The following is a 21,166-nucleotide window of genomic DNA, read 5'->3' as shown; positions in this document are numbered from 1 at the left end:
AACCGGATCAGCGGATCTCGGTGACCCGGCGTTCCTTGAGCGCTGCACAGTTGGAGTTTTCCACCGACACGTACACGTTGGCGATGTTGCCGCCCCAACTCACGCAGTGGGCCTTGCCGTAGACGTAGCCCGGCCCCGCGTAGGACGTGTAGTTCCCGGAGTCCCCGGCCCACTGGTCGGTGTCGGGGACGTAGATGTACGTGGACATGGCCTTGGCCGTGCCCGGGTTGGAGCGGATGGTCGCGACGCAGTTCTTGCCGTTCGAAGAGTTGTACGTCAGATAGACGGTGCCCAGCGAACCGACGGGCACCGAGTTCACGGTCCTGTAGGCACCGCCGCAGACGCCCTGCGGTGTGACGTTGGGTGCGGCCGAGGCGGTCGTGCCGAACACGGCCGTGGCGCCCGCCACCAGTGTGGTTAACGCCCCAACAACCGCGACATTACGCGCGTTTCCCATATTTCCCCCATGTGGCTCTGGGAGCGGTTTACTCCCACTTGATGTGACCCCCGAGGGGCAAGGATGGTTGTACCGGGTGCACACAGATCTGCTGGGCGAACCGGATCGAGGGATCAGGGCAGGATCCCGTGGCGCCGGAGTGCGATCTCTCGCAACCACGACAGCAGTTACACCTGCTCGGTAACGCCTCACGACAGTCGCCCCGAGCCAGATCTCTCACTCCACGTCAGCAACACGGCTGCCACCGTCATCTCGGTGACCGGGGCAAAGAGCCCGAGACCGGCCGCCCTCACCGCTGCTGTCGCTGCCACTGACACGAACGTGAGAGATGGCAAACTGCACGAGCTGGACGGGGGCCGCCGCGTCCCGCCGGACCGGGTGCGGTCGGCGTGGCTGCGCGGCGACCACCTCGTCAGCAGGGTGGACGAGGCGTCACCCATTCGGCCCGCAGTGGTTGCTGGTGCGCGTAGTTGGAGGTGGGCTGTCAGTACGCCTGGCGATAGTCGCGGGCGCCAAGAGGGCGAGGCCCCTGCCGAACGTGCAGGGGCAGCCCCCCACCGACCCACACGAGACTTGGAGATTCCCATGCCTTACCGCAAGGGTCAGCACGTGGAGTACCGGGACCAGAAGGACGAGCTTCAGCGGGGCGAGATCCGCAGCGCCGAGGGCAGCGGGGCGCAAGCTCGCTACGCCGTCCAGAACGAGGCGACCATGCGCGAAGACAAGGTCAGCGAGAGCCAGATCGAGCGCGAGCTGTAGTAACGGCCCTGCCGAAGCCGCCGTTGCACCGAACCAAAGTGCAGCGGCGGCTGCTGGATGTCAGCCCCGGACCGGGACGCCGCAGCCGTGCCCGCGCCGCCGGCTGAGCCCTGCGCACGGCCAGTGCACCTGCGCTACGCGACCAACACTCCGGACTGCAGTTGATCGCAGTGGTCCTGGCCGCTCATGCCTCCCCCGGCGTGGCCCGCGCCACCGCGGACGCCGGACAGGCGAACCACCGGCCCGCTACCTGGCCGGCCCTCGCCCCGCCCGCGCGATCGGCTTCCGCCAAGACGAGCGCGCCGCGGAAGTCACCGATCAGCTGCAGGCCGGCGATCGGCGCTGGTTCATGGGCCACCTACCCGACATACGCGCGCACTCCGGCTGGCGGCGCCGAGTTCCCATCCGGTGAGGCATGTTCGTCGCGGCGAACTCCGCGAACAACGGGGCCACGTCGGTGCCGGCGCCGCTCACCATATGGGCGACGATCAGTGTGCCGCGCCTGCTCAGCCTTTCCGATGCTCGATTGCTCATGACATAGCTGATGCGGGCGCACGTACGGGCGTTGGGCGAGCGAGCTGTCGGATCCAGACTTTCGAGCCAAGGGACTCGTTCAAGGCCCCCAGGTTCCCGGATCGGTCGGTTCGTCAACTGCACGACAGCAACTCTTCACTACTTCCCAGATCACCTCTCGACCGGGAGATTGTATCCAGTATACTCGCGATCGTCGTACACCCGCGTCGCGCCACCCGGAGGAGCCATGACAGTCCCTCACCCCGAACTGCTCGCGCACATGACCATCCACGCGCCCGACGGCATCGTCATCGTCGACAGCGAGGGGCTCATCCAGTTCTGGAACAGCGGCTCGGAGCGGATCTTCGGGTGGAAGGAGAGCGAGGTGCTCGGACAGAGTCTCGACCTGATCATCCCCGAGCGGCACCGGCGCCCGCACTGGGACGGCTTCCACGCGGCAATGGCCAAGGGCACGACCCGCTACGGCGCGAGCGACCTGCTGACCGTGCCCGCGCTCAAGGCCGACGGGGCGAGCCTGTCGATCGAGTTCAGCGTGTGCCTCCTGCCGGATCCGCAGGGCGGCGCCGGACATGTGGGCGCGGTCATCCGTGATGTCACCGCGCGCCGCGCCCAGGAGAAGGAGCTGCGCCGCCGCCTCGCCGACGCGAACGTTCGCGCCACGACCGTGTGAAACGCGCGGAAGAGCGAGGAGGGCAGGGAACCCCGGGTTCCCTGCCCTCCTCGCTCTTCCGGGTCCGCACACGCGGGTGTCCCGCACGCTGGTCGCGCGCGGGACACCTCCCCCTGTGTCCCCCTGTCACCAGGCGGACACGACGTCAGGCGACGACGGAACCCTCGTGCAGTTTACGGATGGCGTCCGCGTCGTAGCCCAGGTCCGCGAGGACCTCGTCGGTGTGCTCGCCAAGCAGCGGCGCGCCCTTGATGTCCGGCTTGAACCCGGAGAACTTCACCGGGCTGCCCACCGTCAGGTAAGTGCCGCGCTCCTTCTGCTCCACCTCGACGATGGTGCCGCTCTTGCGCATGTCGGGGTCCTCGGCGAGCTCCTTCATCGACAGGACCGGGGCGCACGGCACCTCCCACTCGCGCAGGATGTCGACGGCCTCGTACTTCGTCTTGTCGGCGAGCCACTTCTCGATCTCGCCGAAGATCTCCATGATGTGTGGCTGGCGGGCCCTGGCGGTGCTGTACTCCGGGTCCTCGGCCCACTCCGGGCGGCCGATGGCCTCGGCCGTGCGCTTCCAGTTCTGCTCCTGGACCGTGAAGTAGATGTAGGCGTTGGGGTCGGTCTCCCAGCCCTTGCACTTGAGGATCCAGCCGGGCTGGCCGCCGCCTCCCGCGTTGCCGCCGCGCGGCACGGCGTCGCCGAACTCGCCGTGCGGGTACTGCGGGTACTCCTCCAGGTAGCCGATCTTCTCCAGGCGCTGCTGGTCGCGGAGCTTGACCCGCGTGAGGTTGAGGCAGGCGTCCTGCATCGAGACCGAGACCTTCTGGCCGAGCCCCGTCTGGTCGCGCTGGATGATCGCCGTGAGCAGGCCGATCATCAGGTGCATCCCGGTGTTGGAGTCACCGAGGGCAGCGCCGGAGATGGTGGGAGGGCCGTCCCAGAATCCGGTGGTGGAGGCCGCGCCGCCGGCGGCCTGGGCCACATTCTCGTAGACCTTGAGGTCGTTCCACTTCGAGTCTTCGTTGAAGCCCTTGACCGAGCCGAAGATGAGGCGCGGGTTCAACTCGTGGATGTAGTCCCAGCCGAGACCCATGCGATCCATGGCGCCGGGCGCGAAGTTCTCGACGAGGATGTCCGACTCGCGGATCAGTTTCTCCATGACCTCCTTGCCCTCGGGCGTCTTGGTGTTGATCGCCAGGGAGCGCTTGTTGGAGTTGAGCATGGTGAAGTACAGGGCGTCGAGGTCCGGGATGTCCCGCAGCTGCTGGCGGGTCACGTCGCCGCCGTTGATGCGCTCGACCTTGATGACGTCGGCGCCGAACCAGGCGAGCATCTGCGTACAGGCGGGTCCGGCCTGGACCCCGGTGAAGTCGATCACCTTGATGCCTGCGAGCGGCTGTTCACTCATGTCTGAGTCCTTCTCGTGATGGGTTGCGTGGAGAACAGTGGTTGTCCGTACGCACGTTGAGAGGTTGCTTTGTCAGGAGTTGCCAACGGTCACTTCTTCGACGGCACGATGTTGCCGACGGTGATGCCCTTGGGGTTGAGGTGCGAGATGTGACCGCTCTCCGTGCCCGCGCCGGGGTCGATGGCGCAGTCGATCAGGGCGGGGCCGCCCGCGGCGAGCGACTCGGTGAGAGCCGCGGTGACCTCGGCGGGGGTGGTGGCGCGGTAGCCCTTGCCGCCGAACGCCTCGATCATGAGGTCGTGCCGGGCGGACAGCATCAGGGTGGTGGGAGACGGGGCGTCGTCCAGGGGGTTGACGTCGTTTCCGCGGTACACACCGCCGTTGTTCATGATCACGGTGGTGACGGGGAGCCGGTACCGGCAGATCGTCTCCAGCTCCATACCGCTGAACCCGAAGGCGCTGTCGCCCTCGACGGCGATCACTGGCTGGCCGGTCTCCACGGCGGCGGCGATCGCGTAGCCCATGCCGATCCCCATCACACCCCAGGTGCCGACGTCCAGGCGGTGGCGCGGGACGTGCATGTCGATGACGTTGCGCGCCATGTCAAGGGCGTTGGCACCCTCGTTGACGAGGTACGCGTGGCGGTTGTCGCGCAGCACGTCGCGCACGGCGCGCAGTGCGCCCATGAACTGCATCGGGTGCGGGTCGGCCGCCAGACGCCCGGCCATCTTCTCGACATTCTGCGCGGAGCGTGCCGCGAGCTCCTCGCGCCAGGCGGTGGGCGCGGAGATCTGACCCGGCTTGGCGCGCTCGGCCAGGGCCTCGAGCACGGATTCGACGTCGCCGACGAGCGGCGCCGCGATCGGCTGGTTACTGTCCAGCTCCCTGGGCTCGATGTCGACCTGGATGAACTTCGCGTCGGGGTTCCACTGCGGCGCCTCCCCGTGCCCCAGCAGCCAGTTGAGGCGGGCTCCGACGAGCATCACGACGTCGGCCTTGCGCAGCGCGAGGGAGCGGGCGGTCGCCACCGACTGCGGGTGGTCGTCGGGCAGCAGGCCCTTGGCCATCGACATCGGTACGTACGGGATGCCGGTCGACTCGACGAACTCCCGGATCCTGTCGTCGGCCTGGGCGTAGGCGGCGCCCTTTCCGAGCACCACCAGCGGCCGCTCGGCGCCGGCGAGGAGTTCGATGGCACGGTCCACCGCCTCGGGCGCGGGCAGCTGGCGCGGGGCCGGGTCGACCAGCCGGCTGAGCGTCTTGGCGCCCTCCGCCTTGTCCATGATGGAGCCGAGCACGGCGGCCGGGATGTCGAGGTAGACGCCCCCCGGCCGGCCGGAGACGGCGGTGCGCAGCGCACGGGCGATTCCGCGGCCGATGTCCTCGACCCGGCTGATGCGGTACGCGGCCTTGCAGAACTGCTGCGCGGCGGCGAGCTGGTCCATCTCCTCGTAGTCGCCCTGCTTGAGGTCGACGAGGTGGCGCTCGCTGGACCCCGAGATCTGCACCATCGGGAAGCAGTTGGTGGTGGCGTTGGCCAGGCCGACGAGTCCATTGAGGAACCCCGGCGCGGACACCGTGAGAGCGATGCCCGGCCTCTTGGTGAGATAGCCGGCCGCGGCCGCGGCGTGGGCCGCGTTGCTCTCGTGGCGGAAGCCGATGTAGCGGATGCCCTCGGCCTGGGCAAGCCGGGCCAGATCCGTGATCGGGATGCCGACCACGCCGTAGATGGTCTCGATGTCGTTCAGCTTCAGAGCGTCGACGACCAGGTGGTACCCGTCGGTGAGCTCGGCCGGTGCATCGGCGTTCGCCGCTGTCTCCTGTGGTGACGGGGCTGTCATGGTCCGAGGTCCTCCTTGGGCAAGTGATGCTGTGCGGCTTGTGGATCCACCTTCCGCACCAAACCCTCGCCCCGTCCAAGACCTGGCGGCGACCAGCCGATAACCAGCGTTTATCAACAGCGGGAACGGGCCCTGTCACCTGCGGTGATAGTCGGCCACTATCAGCCGTTCACAGTTACGCATTGGACGCTCACGCGCCATGGCCCGCAGGCTCGCAGTCGACCGTTTCAGCTCTGTCGGCTGTTCGCCTCAACTGGCGTGAGGAGGTGCGGTGATGGTCACAGTGGCCGCGACGTCCGTGCGTGAACCGGACCGCTACCACCCGCCCGCGCTCACCGGTCTCGTCGATCTGCTGTCCCGGCCCGTGCGGGCGCGTCCGCACGCGCGGGCCCTCGTCGTCGGTGCGGAGCGCACCGCGCTGTCGTACGTCGGCCTCGCCTCGCTCGCCGACGACCTGGCCCGCCGGCTGACGGCCGCCGGGGTGCGGCCCGGGGACCCGGTGGGACTGGTCGCCGCGAACACCGTCGAGTTCGTCGTATCTCTCTTGGGTGCGGCCCGGGCCGGCGCGGTTGTCGCCCCGTTGGATCCGGCCCTGCCTCCCGGTCAGCTGGGCTCGCGGCTCGGGGTGTTCGGGGCGCAGGTGGTGCTGTGCGGGCCCGAGGCACCCGCGGGCGTGCCGGCCTGGCCCGTGCGGGTACGGGTCAGGCCCGGCGCCCCCTGCGTGGTCACGCTCGACACGACGCACGCGCCGCTCGGGCTGTACGGGGCACCCACGCCGGGCCTCTCCCCGGACGACGCCCTGATCCTGTCGACGGCGGGCACTATGGACCAGGCCCGCCTGGTGCCGCTGACCCACGAGAACGTGGCCGCGGCGGTGCGTGTGCTGTGCGCGACGTACGAACTGGGGCCGCGGGACGCGACGGTGGCGGTCATGCCGCTCTTCCACACGCACGGGCTGGTCGCGGCGCTCCTCGCCACGCTCGCCGGCGGCGGCTGCGTGCTGCTCCCGGCCGGGGGGCGCTTTTCGGCCGACACGTTCTGGGACGACATGCGCGCGGTGGGGGCCACCTGGTTCACCGCGGTGCCCGCCATCCACGAGATCCTCCTCGACCGTTCGGCCGGTGAACATCCCCCGCCACTCGCACCGCCCCTGCGCTTCGCCCGCAGTTCCAGCGCTCCGCTCAACACCGCGACCCAGCGGGCCCTGGAGCGCACCCTCGGGGTACCACTGCTGTCGGCCTACGGCATGACGGAGGCAGCCCATCAGGCGAGCAGTGAACCCCTGCCGCCGCCCGGTACGTCCAAGCACGGCTCGGTGGGCCGGCCGACCGGGACACGGATCCAGGTCGTCGACCCGTCGGGGCAGGCGTGCCCGCCCGGCGTGCAGGGCGAGGTCTGGGTACGCGGCCCCAGCGTGGCCAGGGGCTATCTCGCCGATCCGGCGGCGACGGTGCACGGTTTCGGTGAGGGCTGGCTGCGCACCGGGGACCTGGGGCATCTGGACGCCGACGGCGCCCTGTTCCTCACCGGCCGGATCAGGAACCTGATCACGCGGGCGGGCGACCAGGTCTCCCCAGAGCACGTCGAGGACGTACTGTGCGGTTGTCCCGCCGTCGCCGAGGCCGCCGTGTTCGGCGTGCCGGACGAGCGGCACGGGCATCGGGTGGGGGCGGCGGTGGTGCTGCGCGAGGAGGAGGACGCGGAGCCCGCGGAGATCGTCAGGTACTGCCGGGGCCGGCTGGCCCCTTTCGAGGTGCCCGAGCGGATCCAGGTCGTCCCGGCGCTGCCGCGCACGGCCAAAGGAGCGTTGGACCGGCAGGCGGTCCAGCTGCGTTTCGCCCGGTGACGTCGCGGCCGGGCGGGCCGGCCGGAGCCGCCTCGGCTCAGCGGACCAGGGGTTCGGGCACGGGCACCGGCCGGTCGAAGAACTCGTCCAGGCGCAGTGAGGCCGCCGCCGTGATGAACGCGCGGGCCGCGAGCGAGCCCGGCGTCGCGTCGTGGATCGCGACCGAGATGAGCGCCCGCGCGTCCGGCTCGACAAGCCGCAGCACGCGCATACGGCCGGTGACGGGCAGGGCCCGCAGCCAGGTGTGCGGCACGATGCTGGTGCAGGCGCCCGCGCCCACGTTCGCGTACAGGGTGGCCACGGAGTCGGTCTCCACCTGCGGGATGACGGTCACTCCGCTGCGGGTGAACGCGGCGTCGATGACCTGACGGATCCGCATGTCGGGGGTGAGCAGCGCAAGCGGCAGCTGGGACGCCTCGGCCCAGGTCAGGGTGTCGGACTGGGGCAGCAGCTGATCGGCCGCGGCGAGCAGCATGTACCGCTCCTCGTAAAGCGGCGTCACCTGCAGCCCGTCCCGGTCCTCGGGGCCGAAGTGGGCGATGGCCGCATCGAGTTCGAAGGCGCGGAGCTGCCGAATGAGTTCCGTGGTGGACAGACGGGACCGCACCTGGACCTTGGCCAGCGGGTGCGCGGTGCAGAACGCCGTCACCGGCAGCGCGAGCGTCGTCGAGGCCGTGGGCTCCGCGCCCAGTCGCAGCGTCCCGGTGATGCCCGACTGGACCGCAGCCACCTCGGCCTTGAACGCCTCCTGCTCGGCGAGGATCCGCTTGGCCCAGACAACCAGACGCTCTCCTTCGGGCGTCAGACCCTGGTAATTGTGGCCGCGATTGATCAGTGTGACGTTGAGCTCGCGCTCCAGTTTGGCGATCGACACAGACAGTGCGGGCTGCGAGACGAAGCAGGCGTCCGCGGCCCGCGCGAAGTGCCTCTCCCGGGCCACCGCCACGAAGTACTCCAGCTGACGGAAGAGCATGCTCGCCTCCTACTTCGTCCCCCGCACCCCATACGTCTCCGCCCCGACCAGGTCGAACACGCCTGCGGTGGCTGCGCTGCCCGAGCTTACCCGGCGGCCCGGGCGGCGCCTCGCCCACACCGAAGCCCGGCTCCCCCAGCGTCATTGCGGGAGCCGGGCCGGCTCTCATCCCGTGTCGGTGCGGCGCGCCAGCAGGTCCGTGGCCGCGTGGACCGCTCGGAGCCTGGGTGCCTCGGCACCCGTGATATCGGCCATCTCCACCACCGCGGTCACGATGGCGTCGAGTTCCAACTGCTTGCCCGCCTCCAGGTCCTGGAGCATCGACGTCTTGTGGTCGCCGACCCCCTCCGCACCCCTCAGCCGTTTCTCGATGGAGATGTCCGGTGTGCTGCCGACCCGGGCGGCGATGTCCAGCGTCTCCTCCATGAGCTGGGCCACCAGGCGTCGCGTCGGCGGATGTTGGCAGATCTCGACCATCGTGGCCCGGGTGAGCGCACTGATCGGGTTGAACGCGACGTTACCCATCAGCTTGATCCAGATGTCGTCCCGCAGGTTCGGCTCCACGGGGCACTTCAGTCCACCCGCGATCATCGCCTCGCTCAGCGCGGTGCACCGCGCCGAAATCCCGCCGCCGGGTTCACCGATGGAGAAGCGGGTGCCTTCGAGGTGGCGGATCACGCCGGGGGACTCGATGACGGTGGCGGGGTAGACCACGCAGCCCACGGCCCGCTCCGGCGCGAGGACCTTGCTGGTCGCACCGCCCGGGTCCACCGCCTCGATCCGGCGACCCTCGTAGGGGCCGGCGAGACGGTGGAAGTACCACCACGGGATGCCGTTCTGCCCGGCGACGACGGCGGTGTGCTCGCCGAGGAGCGGTTCGATCAGCGGGCCGCTGGACGGATAGGAGTGTGCCTTCAGCCCGAGGAACACGAAGTCCACGGGTCCGATCTCGGTGGGGTCGTCGGTGGCGTGCGGGTCGGCGACGAAGTCCCCGCGCGGGCTGATGACCCTGACCCCGCGCTCGCGGATGGCCTGCAGGTGCGGACCGCGGGCGATCAGGTGGACATCGGCGCCACCCCGGTGCAGGGCCGCTCCTACGAAGGCTCCGATCGCGCCGGCTCCGAGGACAGCAATCTTCACGGCATCTCCTCTCGGGAGGAAGGGCGAGTGATGTGATTGAATACTGTATGCAGTCTGCGAGTCCGATGTATACCCATCGAACCCGAACCGATACGGCCGCGATGCCCCCGACCACCCGCCCGGATTCACCCTGGCATCGAGCGAACTGCACACAATATGCTGCGCGCCTCCTGTCCGGTGCCCCGTTTCCTCCGCTCCTGACGCTCCGCGCGCACCGACGGACCCGCATGGCCCCTGAGAAATGGAGAGCAATGTCTACGTCACCACCACAACGCATAGGCGTGGTCGCCGAGTCGACCTCCGGGGAGACCAGAGTGGCGGCCACCCCGGACACCGTCCGCCGCCTGATCGGGCTCGGCTACGAAATCGTCGTCGAGACCGGCGCCGGGACCGCATCGGGCTTCACCGACGCGTCGTACGTCAAGGCGGGCGCGCGCCTCGACGACGCCTGGCACGCCGATGTCGTTCTCAAGGTCAACGCGCCGTCCCACGACGAGGTGCGACGGCTGCGGGACGGGGCGACGATCGTCGGCCTGCTCGCCCCCGCGCAACACGCCGAACTCCTCACCCAGCTCGCGAGCAGGCGGCTGACCGCGTTGTCCATGGACGCCGTGCCCCGCATCTCGCGGGCCCAGTCCCTGGACGTGCTCAGTTCAATGGCCAACATCGCCGGCTACCGGGCGGTCATCGAGGCGGCCCACGCCTTCGGACGGTTCTTCACCGGACAAGTCACCGCAGCGGGCAAAGTGCCGCCCGCAAAGGTGCTGGTGGCCGGCGCCGGAGTGGCCGGCCTCGCGGCCATCGGTGCCGCAGGGAGCCTCGGCGCGGTGGTCCGGGCCACCGACCCGCGCGGCGAGGTCGCGGACCAAGTACGGTCACTCGGCGGCGAGTTCCTGCCCGTCGAGGTCGAACAGGAGTCGGCCGGCGACGGATACGCGCGAGCCACCTCCGAGGCGTACGACCTGCGCGCCGCCGAGATCTACTCCGAGCAGGCCAGGGATGTCGACATCATCATCACGACGGCCCTGATCCCGGGGCGCCCGGCGCCACGGCTGATCACGGCCGATCAAGTGGCCTCGATGAAACCGGGCAGCGTCATCGTCGACATGGCGGCGGCGCAGGGCGGGAACGTCGAAGGGACGGTGAGCGATCGGGCGATCGTCACCGAGAACGGCGTCACCATCATCGGCTACACCGACCTCGCGGGCCGCCTGCCCGCCCAGGCCTCACAGCTGTACGGTACGAACCTGGTGAACCTGCTGAAGCTGCTCACCCCGGGCCGGGACGGGCAGCTGACCATCGACCTCGAGGACGTCGTACAGCGGGCGGTGACCGTGGTGCGCGACGGCAAGACGCTGTGGCCGCCGCCCCCCGTCGCAGTCTCGGCTGCGCCCGCGACGACCCCGGCCCCGCCGGCACCACCGCTCGATCCGGCGCCGCCGCGGCGCCTGTCACCGGCGGGCCGCTACGGACTGATCGGGCTCGGGATGCTCGCCCTGTTCGCGCTCATCGCCGTCTCGCCCGCCCAACTCGCCTCCAACTTCACAGTGTTCGCCCTTGCTGTGGTCATCGGCTACTACGTGATCGGTAAGGTCCACCACGCGCTGCACACCCCGCTGATGTCGGTGACCAATGCGATCTCAGGGATCGTGGTGGTCGGGGCGCTGCTCCAGATCGGCCACCCGCCCCTGGCCATCAGTGTGCTGGCTTTCCTGGCCATCTTGCTCACCACCGTGAACATCTTCGGTGGGTTCGCCGTCACCCGTCGCATGCTCGGCATGTTCTCGAAAGGCTGATGTTCGATGAACGCATCCACGGCGGCCCAGGCCGCCGACATCGTCGCCGCGCTGCTGTTCGTCTTCAGCCTGGCGGGGCTCTCCCGGCACCACACCGCCCGGGCGGGGGTGGCTTACGGCGTCGCGGGAATGGCGCTTGCGCTCGTCGCCACCGTCGTCGTCGCAGGGCGCTCCATCTCCGGCGGGTCGATCGCGCTGATCGCCGTCGCGGGCACGATCGGTGGCGCGATCGGTCTGTGGCGGGCCCGCCGGGTCGAGATGACCCAGATGCCCGAGCTGATCGCCGTGCTGCACAGCCTCGTCGGGCTGGCCGCCGTACTGATCGGCTGGAACAGCTACTTGGAGGTCGAGGCACAGCGCCCGGGCTCCACCGAGCTGGCCGGGTCACTCCTGCGGATCCATCACGCCGAGGTGTTCATCGGCATCTTCATCGGCGCGGTCACCTTCACAGGTTCCGTGATCGCGTTCCTGAAACTGTCGGCGCGCATCAAGTCCCGGCCACTGACCTTGCCCGGCAAGAACCTGCTCAACGTCGGCGCCCTGTTCGCTTTCGTGGCCCTGACCGTCTGGTTCACCGTCAGCCCGAACCTCGCCCTGATGATCGCCGTCACCGTGCTCGCGCTCGTCCTGGGCTGGCATCTGGTCGCCTCCATCGGTGGCGGCGACATGCCTGTCGTGGTTTCGATGCTCAACAGCTATTCGGGGTGGGCCGCCGCGGCGGCCGGTTTCCTGCTGGACAACAACCTGCTCATCGTGACCGGGGCGCTGGTCGGCTCCTCGGGCGCCTACCTGTCGTACATCATGTGCCGGGCGATGAACCGGTCCTTCCTCTCCGTCATCGCGGGTGGCTTCGGCGTCGAGGCCGCACCCAGCGGCGGGCAGGAGCAGGGCGAGCACCGGGAGATCAGCGCCGAGGACACCGCAAGCGCACTGGCGGGCGCCACGCAGGTGATCATCACCCCGGGGTACGGCATGGCGGTCGCCCAGGCGCAGCACCCGGTGGCGGAGCTGACGCGCCGTCTGCGGGAGCGCGGCGTGACCGTGCGCTTCGGCGTGCATCCCGTGGCGGGGCGACTGCCGGGGCATATGAACGTACTCCTTGCCGAAGCCCGCGTACCGTACGACGTCGTCCTGGAGATGGACGAGATCAACGACGACTTCGCCGACACCTCGGTGGTCCTGGTCATCGGCGCCAACGACACCGTCAACCCGGCGGCGATGGACGATCCGACCAGCCCCATCGCCGGGATGCCGGTGCTGCGGGTGTGGGAGGCGGAGCACGTGGTCGTGTTCAAGCGGTCCATGGCCTCCGGGTACGCAGGTGTCCAGAATCCGCTGTTCTTCCGGGAGAACAGCAGCATGCTCTTCGGCGACGCCAAGCAGAGCGTGGAAGCGATCCTGCGCGAACTGGCGGCGAGTGACCCGGGCTCGGCAACGGGCTCCGGACGTCGGCCGGCGGAGCAGCCCGCACCCGCCTGACACACACAGATTGCATACAGAAGCCTATATGCTGTACGTGATTCCTCCCGCTCCATCACCAGCACCTCCCCGCAGTCCGTCACCACCAGGGAGCCCATGCGCGAGCCACGCTCTTTCCCAGCCACCGTGACGACACCCGTCAACAGGCCCGCTCCACTGCGCCAGGCCGTCTACGACGTCCTGATCGAGCTGATCGTGGGGGGCGTACTCCACCCGGGCCGGCATCTGATCGAGGCCGAACTCGCCGAGGACCTCGGCGTGAGCCGACAACCGGTGCGCGAGGCACTCCTGCGCCTCCAGGCCGACGGATGGGTGGAGCTGCGCCCCGCACAGGGCGCATTCGTGCACAGCCCGACCGTCGAGGAGGCCACCCAGCTCCTCAGCGTCCGCGCCGTCCTGGAGACCCACTCGGCTCGCGGCGCCGCACAGTACGCGACCGGTCCGGACATCACGCGCCTGTGGGAACTGCAGGCCGCCGGAATAGCTGCGCTCTCCGCGGACGACGCCCGCGGCATCGTCGAGGCGAACGCGGCGCTGCACGGCTTCATCACCGAGCTCGCACGCAACCCCGTCCTCGCCGAGCTGATCCGGCAGGTCGACCGCCGGGTGCGCTGGTACTACATGCCCATCGCCCGGCCACGCGGCAAGGACGCGTGGAACGAGCACGCCGCCATCATCGACCGCATCGCGGCCGGTGACGCCGACCGGGCCGAGGAACTGATGCAGCATCACACCCAGACGACCACCGACTTCTACTGCCGGCAGCTGACCGCGGCACCCCGAGCCGGGGCGTGACCGCGGAGACTCCAGCCAGCCTCACCTCAGCTGCGGCACCTGACACACCAATGGGCCCGGGCCGGACGGAGCAGGGAGCGCACCCCACCGTCCGGCCCGGCCTGTGCCACGGGCGCCCCGCCGGACGACTGCCGCCGCCGCCCAACGCTCTGTCAGCACCCGCGCACGATCTGCGGGCCCGGGCGCAAAGTTGCACCCGGGCGTTCACTCAGTTCGCCGCACTGGTGATCCCGCGGCTGTCGGCGACTGCCTGCACGGCGGGCCGCTCCTGGTCCGCGGGTCGGCCGGGCTGGCGCAGCAACAGGGTGATCAGAGCGGACAGGAAGGCGATGCCGCCTGCCAGGTAGTAGCCGCCCGAGTAGCCCCAGGCGCTGATCACCGAAGCGGCCAAGCCGCCGCCGCCGACACCGCCGACCAGCTTGGCGCTGTAGACGAGGCCGTAGTTGGTGGCGTTGTTGTTCTCCCCGAAGTAGTCCGGGACCAGTGCCGCGAACAGCGGGTAGAAGGCGCCGCCGCCGAAGCCGTTGACAAAGGCGAAAATCAGGAACAGCGGCTCGTTGTGGGCCTGCCCCGACCACAGCACGCCGAACTGCGCGACGCCCGCGATCACGAGGACCAGCGTCAAGGTCTGCCGGCGGCCCAGGGTGTCCGACAGCCACCCCACGGCGGCCCGGCCCACACCGTTGACCACGGCCAGCACTCCCGCCGAAGAGGCGGCGATCAGCGGCCCGAAACCGAGGCTCTTGGCGAAGGGGACCTGGAAGTTGATGCCGAAGAGCGAGACGCCGCCGATGCAGACCAGGGCGAACCACATCAGCGGCAGCTGCCCGGTCCTGATCGCCTGCATCGGGGTGAACTGCCCCTTGGCCGACGGGTTTTTGCGCAGCCTGCGCGCCACCCGCTCGGCGTCCTCGCCGCCACCGCGGTTGAGCGGGTCCACGTCGTGCGGCCACCAGCTCTTGGGCGGGTCGCGGAAGAAGAAGCCGCAGGCGCCTACGAGGAGGACCATGCCCAGGGCGATCAGGTCCAGGACCAGCCGGTAGTTGTCGGCGTGGAACCAGTAGCTGAAAACGAAGATCAACGGCAGTGTGCCGTAGGCGAATCCGCCGTTGACAAAGCCGGTCCGCGCGCCCTTGTTGTCCGGATACCACTTGCCGACCATGTTGATGCAGGTCGCGTAGACGAGTCCGGAGCCGGCGCCACCGAGCACCGAGTAGCCGAGTATCACCACGATTGGGTTCGAGACGTGGGCGATGGAGAGGAAGCCGAGGCCGGACAGTACGGCTCCAAGGAGCATGCCCGTTTTGGCGGAGAGCCTTCCGGTCTCCCGGAGCCTGCCCGCGGGAAAGGCGACGCCCGCCTGGAAGACCGCCCAGATGCTGGCGATCCAGAAGGCCTCGGTGAGGGTCCAGCCATGGGCGTGCTCGAGGGTCGACTCCGCCGAGCTGTAGCCGTACTCGTAGACGCTGACGCCCATCATCGCGATCCACGGGAGCCAGACCATCCACGCCCGGGGCCTGCCCAGGATGGAGCGGTCGCTCTCCCCGACGCGGTAGACGCGCCCGTTGGTATCGGTGACCTCTCGGTACGAGGAGGAAGTCGCCTGCGGTGCTGCTGACATGTGTGCCTTCCCTTGCCTGAAAAAGAGCCTGGCGTGCGCCCCCTGGGGCCTTGCTCTTCGTGCGGTGGGTGAAAGCGACTCCCCTCCACGGTGCGCGCCCGGGCTGTCGCCAGGCGCGGGTAGGGGGTACGCCGTCGGCGCGTCACGGGTCCGGGGCGGCATCCCGGAGCCCGCCGGGCGTGCAGGCGGTGACCTGATGGTTCGGCCTCGGCGCGGCGGGTTCGGAACCGCGGCGAGGTATGGCAGACAACTGACCTGCCGATCAGGGCGCAGGGAGCCCGACCGGCGATTGCATACGGTATGGAGAACTGAAATCGTGTGTCCAGTGGGGCGACATGAAGCTTGACCACTGCATTACCCAACTACTTCTGGGCGCAGTGCAATTACGCACCGCAGTCGAGCGGAACGACCGTATCCGGGCATGCCGAAGGACCCCGTGGGGGCTCCCCCGCGGGGCTGCACGAGACATGGCCCGCTGCGTCACACCGCAGCGGGCCACGCCCTCGACTCCACCGTCAGCGCAGCAGCTTCACCGCCTCGACGACCAGCGGGTGCACGCCCGGCGCGTCGGAGTCCACCAGCGCGCGCAGCCTGGTGCGCATCCGCGGGTCCCAGAACCTGCCGATGTGTCCGGCCAGTTCGGTGGCCGCCTGCGCCGGGGGCAGGTGGGCAAGGTTCAAGGCGATGTCATTGGCCATGCGGCACTCGGACGGCTCGGTGGCGGCCATGTTTGTCAGTCTCCCGCCGTCAGGGCGCCCACGGGGGCCTCGGCGGCCGGCGTGGCCCCTTCGTGCCCCCGCGGCGCCAGGGCGACCTGGACGGCCGTCACCTTGTACTCCGGGCAGTTGGTCGCCCAGTCGGAGTTTTCCGTAGTCACCACGTTGGCGCCGGTGACCGGGTGGTGGAAGGTCGTGTAGACGACGCCGGTCGGCATCCGGTCGGAGACCAGGGCCCGCAGCGTGGTGCGGCCGACCCGGCTGGCCAGGGTGACCAGGTCACCGTCGGTGATCCCGCGGTCCTCCGCGTCGTGCGGGTGCAGTTCCAGTACGTCCTCGGGGTGCCAGGCGACGTTGCCTGTACGGCGCGTCTGCGCCCCGACGTTGTACTGGCTGAGGATGCGCCCGGTGGTGAGTACCAGCGGGAAGCGGCGGGTGGAGCGCTCATTGGTCGGCACGTACGAGGTGACGACGAACTTGCCCTTGCCGCGGACGAATTCGTCGATGTGCATGATGGGCGTGCCCTCGGGCGCCTCGGCGTTGCACGGCCACTGGACGCTGCCCACCTTGTCGAGCAGCGTGAAGGAGACGCCCTCGAAGGTCGGGGTGACCGCGGCGATCTCGTCCATGATCTGGCTCGGGTGGTCGTACGCCATCGGATACCCCATGGCCGTGGCGATCTCGGTGACGATCTGCCACTCGTGCTTGCCCGCCTTCGGCGCCATCACCGCGCGCACCCGGTTGATCCGGCGCTCCGCGTTGGTGAAGGTGCCGTCCTTCTCCAGGAACGACGCCCCAGGCAGGAACACATGCGCGAACTTGGCGGTCTCGTTGAGGAACAGGTCCTGGACGACGACGAGTTCCATCGCCTCCAGGGCCGCGGTGACGTGCTTCAGGTTCGGGTCGGACTGCGCGATGTCCTCGCCGTGCACGAACAGGCCACGGAAGGAGCCGTCGATGGCCGCGTCGAACATGTTGGGGATGCGAAGCCCCGGCTCGGACAGCAGGGCGGTGCCCCACAGGTCTTCGAACACGGTGCGCACCGCGTCGTCGGAGACATGCCGGTATCCGGGCAGTTCGTGCGGGAAGGAGCCCATGTCGCAGGAGCCCTGGACGTTGTTCTGGCCGCGCAGCGGATTGACGCCCACACCGTCGCGGCCGATATTCCCGCACGCCATCGCAAGGTTGGCCATCCCCATGACCATGGTCGAGCCCTGGCTGTGCTCGGTGACGCCCAGACCGTAGTAGATCGCCCCGTTGGGTGCGCCCGCGTACAGCCGGGCGGCCGCGCGCAGTTCGTCGGCCGGGACCCCGGTGACCGGCTCGACGGCCTCGGGGCTGTTCTCGGGGCGGGCCACGAACGCGGCCCACTCCTCGTAGCCCTCGCACCGCTCGGCCACGAAGCTCCGGTCGACGAGCGCCTCGGTGACCACCACGTGCGCCATGGCGTTGACCACGGCCACGTTGGTGCTCGGTCGCAGTTGCAGATGGTGGTCGGCCTCGATGTGCGGCGAGCGTACGAGGTCGATGCGACGCGGGTCGATCACGATGAGGCGGGCGCCCTCGCGGAGCCGGCGCTTCATCCGGGAGGCGAACACCGGGTGTCCGTCGGTGGGGTTGGCGCCGATCACCATGATGACGTCGGCCTCGGCGACCGAGCGGAAGTCCTGGGTTCCCGCGGATTCACCGAAGGTCTGCTTGAGCCCGTATCCGGTGGGCGAGTGGCAGACGCGCGCACAGGTGTCGACGTTGTTGTTGCCGAACGCGGCGCGGACCATCTTCTGGACGACGTACACCTCCTCGTTCGTGCACCGCGAGGAGGTGATCGCGCCGACCGCGCCCGTCCCGTACGTGTCCTGCAGAGACCGCATCCGGCGCGCGACGGTGGCGATGGCCTCGTCCCACTCGACCTCGCGCCACGGGTCCGTGATCTTCTCCCGCACCATGGGCTTGAGGACGCGGTCGGGGTGCGTGGCGTAGCCGAAGGCGAAGCGGCCCTTGACGCACGCGTGGCCCTCGTTGGCGCCGCCGTCCTTGTACGGCACCATGCGGACGAGTTCGTCGCCGCGCAGTTCGGCCTTGAAGGAGCAGCCGACGCCGCAGTACGCACAGGTGGTGAGGACCGAGCGGGTGGGCATGCCGAGGTCGACGACCGACTTCTCCTGGAGTGTGGACGTCGGGCACGCCTGCACGCAGGCTCCGCAGGAGACGCACTCGGAGTCCATGAAGGACTCCCCCGCGCCCGCCGCCACCTTGGAGTCGAAGCCGCGTCCCTCGATGGTCAGGGCGAATGTGCCCTGGATATCGCCGCAGGCGCGGACGCAGCGGGAACAGGCGATGCACTTGGACGCGTCGAAGTCGAAGTAGGGGTTGCTGGTGTCCTTCTCGGCGTCGAGGTGGTTCTCCCCCTCGTAGCCGTAGCGCACCTGGCGCAGTCCGACGACGCCCGCCATGTCCTGCAGTTCGCAGTCGCCGTTGGCGGGGCAGGTCAGACAGTCCAGCGGGTGGTCGGAGATGTAGAGCTCCATGACGCCCTGGCGCAGCTTCTCCACCTTGGGTGTCTGGGTGCGCACCTGCATACCGTCGGCGCACGGAGTGGTGCAGGAGGCGGGCGTACCGCGCCGGCCGTCGATCTCGACCACGCACAGCCGGCAGGAGCCGAAGGCCTCCAGGGAGTCGGTGGCACACAATTTGGGGATGTCGACGCCGGCGAGCGAGGCGGCACGCATCACCGAGGTGCCCTCCGGCACGCTCACCGGTATGCCGTCCACCTCGAGCGCCACCGTGGCCTCCCCCGGTCGCTCCGGGGTGCCGTGATCGGGTTCCTTGAGCAGTGTCATGCCGTACGCTCCGTCCTCGTGTCGGCGGTTTCCCCGAGGAAGTCGTCCGCGAAGTGAGTAAGGGCGCTGCGCACGGGCAGCGGGGTCAGTCCGCCCATCGCACACAGCGAGCCTTCGGTCATCAGCTCGCACAGGTCATCGAGGAGTGCCAGGTTCTCGTCCCTCTGCTCCCCCGCCACAATCTTGTCGATCACCTCGACGCCGCGCACTGAACCAACCCGGCACGGGGTGCACTTGCCGCAGGACTCGGCCGCGCAGAACTCCATGGCGAAGCGCGCCTGGGCGGCCATGTCGACGGTGTCGTCGAAGACCACGATGCCCCCGTGCCCGACCATCGCCCCGGCTGCGGCGAACGCCTCGTAGTCCATCGGCAGGTCGAACGAGGACGGCGGCAGGTAGGCGCCGAGCGGCCCGCCGACCTGCGCGGTGCGCACCGGCCGGCCCGACCGCGTGCCACCGCCGTACTCCTCGATGAGTTCGCGCAGCGTGATTCCGAAGGCGGTTTCGACGATGCCGCCGCGGGCGATGTTGCCGCCGAGCTGGAACACCTGGGTGCCGCGGGAGCGGTCCACGCCGAGCTCCTGGTACGCCTTGGCGCCCTGGGCGAGGACGACGGGGACGGTGCCAAGCGTCAGGACGTTGTTGACGACGGTCGGCTTGCCGAACAGGCCCTCGATCGCGGGGATCGGCGGCTTCGCGCGGACCATGCCGCGCTTGCCCTCCAGGCTCTCCAGCATGGAGGTCTCCTCGCCGCAGATGTACGCGCCCGCGCCGACCCGCACATGCAGATCGAAGTCGAGCGGCGTGCCGAGGATCGAGGTGCCGAGCCAGCCGCGCTCGCGGGCGGTGTCGATGGCGGCGCGCATCGTGGCGACCGCGTCCGGGTACTCGGAGCGGATGTAGAGGTAGCCCTCGCGGGCGCCGACGGCATGCGCGGCGATCGTCATGCCCTCGATGAGCAGGAACGGGTCGCCCTCCATGAGCATGCGGTCGGCGAAGGTTCCGCTGTCGCCCTCGTCGGCGTTGCAGCAGATGAACTTCAGCTCGCCCGGGCAGTCGAGGACGGTCTTCCATTTGATGCCTGCGGGGAAGCCCGCCCCGCCGCGCCCACGCAGACCCGAGTCGGTCACCTCGGCGACCACGTCGGCGGGCGTGAGCTTCAGCGCGGTCCGCAGCCCTGTGAGACCGCCGTGGCGCAGATAGTCGTCGGCGTCGAGCGGATCGATGACGCCGACGCGCGCGAAGGTGACCCGGTTCTGCCGGGCCAGCCACGGCAGTTCGTCCACCGGGCCGAGGCGCAGGGGGTGCTCGTCGCCGTCCAGCAGGCCGGCGGCGAGCAGTGCGGGAACGTCGTCGGGGGTCACCGGACCGTAGCCGATACGCCCGTGCTCGGTGGCGACCTCGACGAGCGGTTCGAGCCAGAGCATGCCGCGCGATCCGGTGCGTACGAGATCGATGGCCACGTCGGCACTGTCGGCGGCCTGTTGGATTGTGGCGGCCACCTCGTCGGCACCCACGGACCGGGCTGCCGAGTCGCGGGGGACGTAGATCCGCACATGGGGCTGTGCGGGATGCTGGGTCATGACCGGGGTGCCTCACTTTCGTCGGGCGTGGCGCCGACGCCGTCGCGCCGCGTCTGGTCGGTTCCGTGGAGCAGCGCGCCGAGCCGCTCCGTGTCCACCCGGCCGTGCAGACGTCCGTCCACCTCGACGGCGGGGCCGAGGGCGCAGTTTCCGAGGCAGAAGACCTGCTCGACGGTGACCGAACCGTCCTCGGCGGTCCGGCCCAGGGTGAGCCCCATCTGCCGTACGTACTCCACGAGATACCCCGCACCCTGGGCCTGGCAGGCCTCGGCGCGGCAGATGCGGACGGTACGGTGGCCCGCGGGCTCGGAGCGGAAGTCGTGGTAGAAGCTCACCACTCCGTGCACGTCGGCCCGGGAGAGGTTGAGCTCGTCGGCGAGCACCGGTACGGCCTCCTTGGGCACATGCCCCAGTTCGGCCTGCACGGCGTGGAGGATCGGCAGCAGAGCGCCACGCAGCTCGCGATGGGCGGCGGCGATCCTCCTCACCACCTGCTCCACCGTCGGATCACTGGTCCGGATCTTCATGGTCGTGCGGCCTTTCGTCAGGGCCGTGGAAGGGGTACGGGCACGGGCACCTGGGGGTCCGGTCCGAGCACCACGGTTCGCGTTCACAGGGGCACCTCGACCTCCCCTCGCGCGCACAGCGCAAGGGGCGAAACAGTCCTAGCGAAGCATGCAACCCAGGTGCATACAAGCTTTTTGCATACAGGAT

Annotated in this window: 16 protein-coding genes and 1 pseudogene; 6 read left to right on the top strand and 11 right to left on the bottom strand. The window is 69.5% G+C overall.

Annotated features, from left to right (window positions below; genetic code table 11):
* Positions 1 to 7: 7 nt before the first annotated feature.
* The gene (locus OG395_RS52260) at positions 8 to 457 is read right to left on the bottom strand and encodes a spore-associated protein (RefSeq protein ID WP_327249151.1); all 450 of its coding nucleotides are present in this window, start codon (positions 455 to 457) and stop codon (positions 8 to 10) included.
* Positions 458 to 1,042: 585 nt separating this feature from the next.
* On the opposite strand from OG395_RS52260, the gene OG395_RS52255 reads away from it, so the two are divergent.
* On the top strand, positions 1,043 to 1,216 hold the full coding sequence (locus OG395_RS52255) for a hypothetical protein (RefSeq protein ID WP_327249150.1): 174 nt from the start codon (positions 1,043 to 1,045) through the stop codon (positions 1,214 to 1,216).
* 384 nt (positions 1,217 to 1,600) lie between these two features.
* Here the strand turns inward: OG395_RS52255 and OG395_RS52250 are convergent.
* Positions 1,601 to 1,750, bottom strand: a pseudogene (locus OG395_RS52250) (TcmI family type II polyketide cyclase); the annotation flags it as partial.
* Between the two features lie 226 nt (positions 1,751 to 1,976).
* On the opposite strand from OG395_RS52250, the gene OG395_RS52245 reads away from it, so the two are divergent.
* Positions 1,977 to 2,420: a PAS domain-containing protein gene (locus tag OG395_RS52245; protein WP_327249149.1), complete on the top strand. Its 444-nt coding sequence runs from the start codon at positions 1,977 to 1,979 to the stop codon at positions 2,418 to 2,420.
* Between the two features lie 145 nt (positions 2,421 to 2,565).
* Here the strand turns inward: OG395_RS52245 and frc are convergent, their stop codons facing one another.
* Positions 2,566 to 3,822, bottom strand: coding sequence for a formyl-CoA transferase (frc, locus tag OG395_RS52240; RefSeq protein ID WP_327249148.1), 1,257 nt, complete (start codon positions 3,820 to 3,822; stop codon positions 2,566 to 2,568).
* Between the two features lie 89 nt (positions 3,823 to 3,911).
* Complete coding sequence (gene oxc, locus OG395_RS52235) at positions 3,912 to 5,663, bottom strand: oxalyl-CoA decarboxylase (RefSeq protein WP_327249147.1); 1,752 nt, start codon at positions 5,661 to 5,663, stop codon at positions 3,912 to 3,914.
* A gap of 274 nt (positions 5,664 to 5,937) precedes the next feature.
* Here oxc and OG395_RS52230 point away from each other — a divergent pair, with 274 nt between their 5' ends.
* Complete coding sequence (locus OG395_RS52230; protein WP_327249730.1) at positions 5,938 to 7,509, top strand: FadD7 family fatty acid--CoA ligase; 1,572 nt, start codon at positions 5,938 to 5,940, stop codon at positions 7,507 to 7,509.
* A 37-nt stretch (positions 7,510 to 7,546) separates the two neighbouring features.
* Here the strand turns inward: OG395_RS52230 and OG395_RS52225 are convergent, their stop codons facing one another.
* On the bottom strand, positions 7,547 to 8,482 hold the full coding sequence (locus OG395_RS52225) for a LysR family transcriptional regulator (RefSeq protein ID WP_327249146.1): 936 nt from the start codon (positions 8,480 to 8,482) through the stop codon (positions 7,547 to 7,549).
* Between the two features lie 165 nt (positions 8,483 to 8,647).
* Positions 8,648 to 9,622: a 2-dehydropantoate 2-reductase gene (locus OG395_RS52220; protein WP_327249145.1), complete on the bottom strand. Its 975-nt coding sequence runs from the start codon at positions 9,620 to 9,622 to the stop codon at positions 8,648 to 8,650.
* A gap of 251 nt (positions 9,623 to 9,873) precedes the next feature.
* Here OG395_RS52220 and OG395_RS52215 point away from each other — a divergent pair, with 251 nt between their 5' ends.
* From OG395_RS52215 to OG395_RS52205, 3 genes are all read left to right on the top strand, one after another.
* Positions 9,874 to 11,418 carry a Re/Si-specific NAD(P)(+) transhydrogenase subunit alpha gene (locus OG395_RS52215; RefSeq protein ID WP_327249144.1) on the top strand — a complete coding sequence of 515 codons (1,545 nt, stop codon included), beginning with the start codon at positions 9,874 to 9,876 and terminating at the stop codon, positions 11,416 to 11,418.
* A 6-nt stretch (positions 11,419 to 11,424) separates the two neighbouring features.
* Positions 11,425 to 12,897: a Re/Si-specific NAD(P)(+) transhydrogenase subunit beta gene (pntB, locus tag OG395_RS52210; protein WP_327249143.1), complete on the top strand. Its 1,473-nt coding sequence runs from the start codon at positions 11,425 to 11,427 to the stop codon at positions 12,895 to 12,897.
* Between the two features lie 96 nt (positions 12,898 to 12,993).
* Complete coding sequence (locus OG395_RS52205) at positions 12,994 to 13,692, top strand: GntR family transcriptional regulator (protein WP_327249142.1); 699 nt, start codon at positions 12,994 to 12,996, stop codon at positions 13,690 to 13,692.
* Positions 13,693 to 13,900: 208 nt separating this feature from the next.
* On the opposite strand, the gene OG395_RS52200 is transcribed toward OG395_RS52205, so the two are convergent.
* The 5 genes from OG395_RS52200 to OG395_RS52180 form a co-directional block, all read right to left on the bottom strand.
* Entirely contained in the window at positions 13,901 to 15,313 is a 1,413-nt protein-coding gene (locus tag OG395_RS52200; protein WP_327249141.1) for an OFA family MFS transporter, read from the bottom strand.
* 515 nt (positions 15,314 to 15,828) lie between these two features.
* Complete coding sequence (locus tag OG395_RS52195) at positions 15,829 to 16,041, bottom strand: formate dehydrogenase subunit delta (protein ID WP_327249140.1); 213 nt, start codon at positions 16,039 to 16,041, stop codon at positions 15,829 to 15,831.
* Between the two features lie 5 nt (positions 16,042 to 16,046).
* A complete protein-coding gene (gene fdhF, locus OG395_RS52190; protein WP_327249139.1) occupies positions 16,047 to 18,869 on the bottom strand; it encodes a formate dehydrogenase subunit alpha in 2,823 nt (940 codons plus the stop codon).
* A complete protein-coding gene (locus OG395_RS52185) occupies positions 18,866 to 20,452 on the bottom strand; it encodes a formate dehydrogenase beta subunit (RefSeq protein ID WP_327249138.1) in 1,587 nt (528 codons plus the stop codon). The genes fdhF and OG395_RS52185 overlap by 4 nt, the downstream gene beginning before the upstream one ends.
* Positions 20,449 to 20,979, bottom strand: a complete 531-nt coding sequence (locus OG395_RS52180; RefSeq protein WP_327249137.1) for a formate dehydrogenase subunit gamma — start codon at positions 20,977 to 20,979, stop codon at positions 20,449 to 20,451. The genes OG395_RS52185 and OG395_RS52180 overlap by 4 nt, the downstream gene beginning before the upstream one ends.
* Positions 20,980 to 21,166 lie beyond the last annotated feature (187 nt).

This window comes from Streptomyces sp. NBC_01320 (genome assembly GCF_035974375.1).
GTDB classification, from domain to species: Bacteria; Actinomycetota; Actinomycetes; order Streptomycetales; family Streptomycetaceae; genus Streptomyces; species Streptomyces yanii.
The sequence above is the reverse complement of the archived record's forward strand: the minus strand, read 5'-3'. Positions and strand labels throughout refer to the sequence as shown.

What these genes read in the sequence shown, in the direction of transcription:
- OG395_RS52260 (WP_327249151.1), bottom strand. Translation starts at nt 457, where the DNA reads ATGGGAAACGCGCGTAATGTCGCGGTTGTTGGGGCGTTAACCACACTG.
- OG395_RS52255 (WP_327249150.1), top strand. Translation starts at nt 1,043, where the DNA reads ATGCCTTACCGCAAGGGTCAGCACGTGGAGTACCGGGACCAGAAGGAC.
- OG395_RS52245 (WP_327249149.1), top strand. Translation starts at nt 1,977, where the DNA reads ATGACAGTCCCTCACCCCGAACTGCTCGCGCACATGACCATCCACGCG.
- frc (WP_327249148.1), bottom strand. Translation starts at nt 3,822, where the DNA reads ATGAGTGAACAGCCGCTCGCAGGCATCAAGGTGATCGACTTCACCGGG.
- oxc (WP_327249147.1), bottom strand. Translation starts at nt 5,663, where the DNA reads ATGACAGCCCCGTCACCACAGGAGACAGCGGCGAACGCCGATGCACCG.
- OG395_RS52230 (WP_327249730.1), top strand. Translation starts at nt 5,938, where the DNA reads ATGGTCACAGTGGCCGCGACGTCCGTGCGTGAACCGGACCGCTACCAC.
- OG395_RS52225 (WP_327249146.1), bottom strand. Translation starts at nt 8,482, where the DNA reads ATGCTCTTCCGTCAGCTGGAGTACTTCGTGGCGGTGGCCCGGGAGAGG.
- OG395_RS52215 (WP_327249144.1), top strand. Translation starts at nt 9,874, where the DNA reads ATGTCTACGTCACCACCACAACGCATAGGCGTGGTCGCCGAGTCGACC.
- pntB (WP_327249143.1), top strand. Translation starts at nt 11,425, where the DNA reads ATGAACGCATCCACGGCGGCCCAGGCCGCCGACATCGTCGCCGCGCTG.
- OG395_RS52205 (WP_327249142.1), top strand. Translation starts at nt 12,994, where the DNA reads ATGCGCGAGCCACGCTCTTTCCCAGCCACCGTGACGACACCCGTCAAC.
- OG395_RS52200 (WP_327249141.1), bottom strand. Translation starts at nt 15,313, where the DNA reads ATGTCAGCAGCACCGCAGGCGACTTCCTCCTCGTACCGAGAGGTCACC.
- OG395_RS52195 (WP_327249140.1), bottom strand. Translation starts at nt 16,041, where the DNA reads ATGGCCGCCACCGAGCCGTCCGAGTGCCGCATGGCCAATGACATCGCC.
- fdhF (WP_327249139.1), bottom strand. Translation starts at nt 18,869, where the DNA reads ATGACACTGCTCAAGGAACCCGATCACGGCACCCCGGAGCGACCGGGG.
- OG395_RS52185 (WP_327249138.1), bottom strand. Translation starts at nt 20,452, where the DNA reads ATGACCCAGCATCCCGCACAGCCCCATGTGCGGATCTACGTCCCCCGC.
- OG395_RS52180 (WP_327249137.1), bottom strand. Translation starts at nt 20,979, where the DNA reads ATGAAGATCCGGACCAGTGATCCGACGGTGGAGCAGGTGGTGAGGAGG.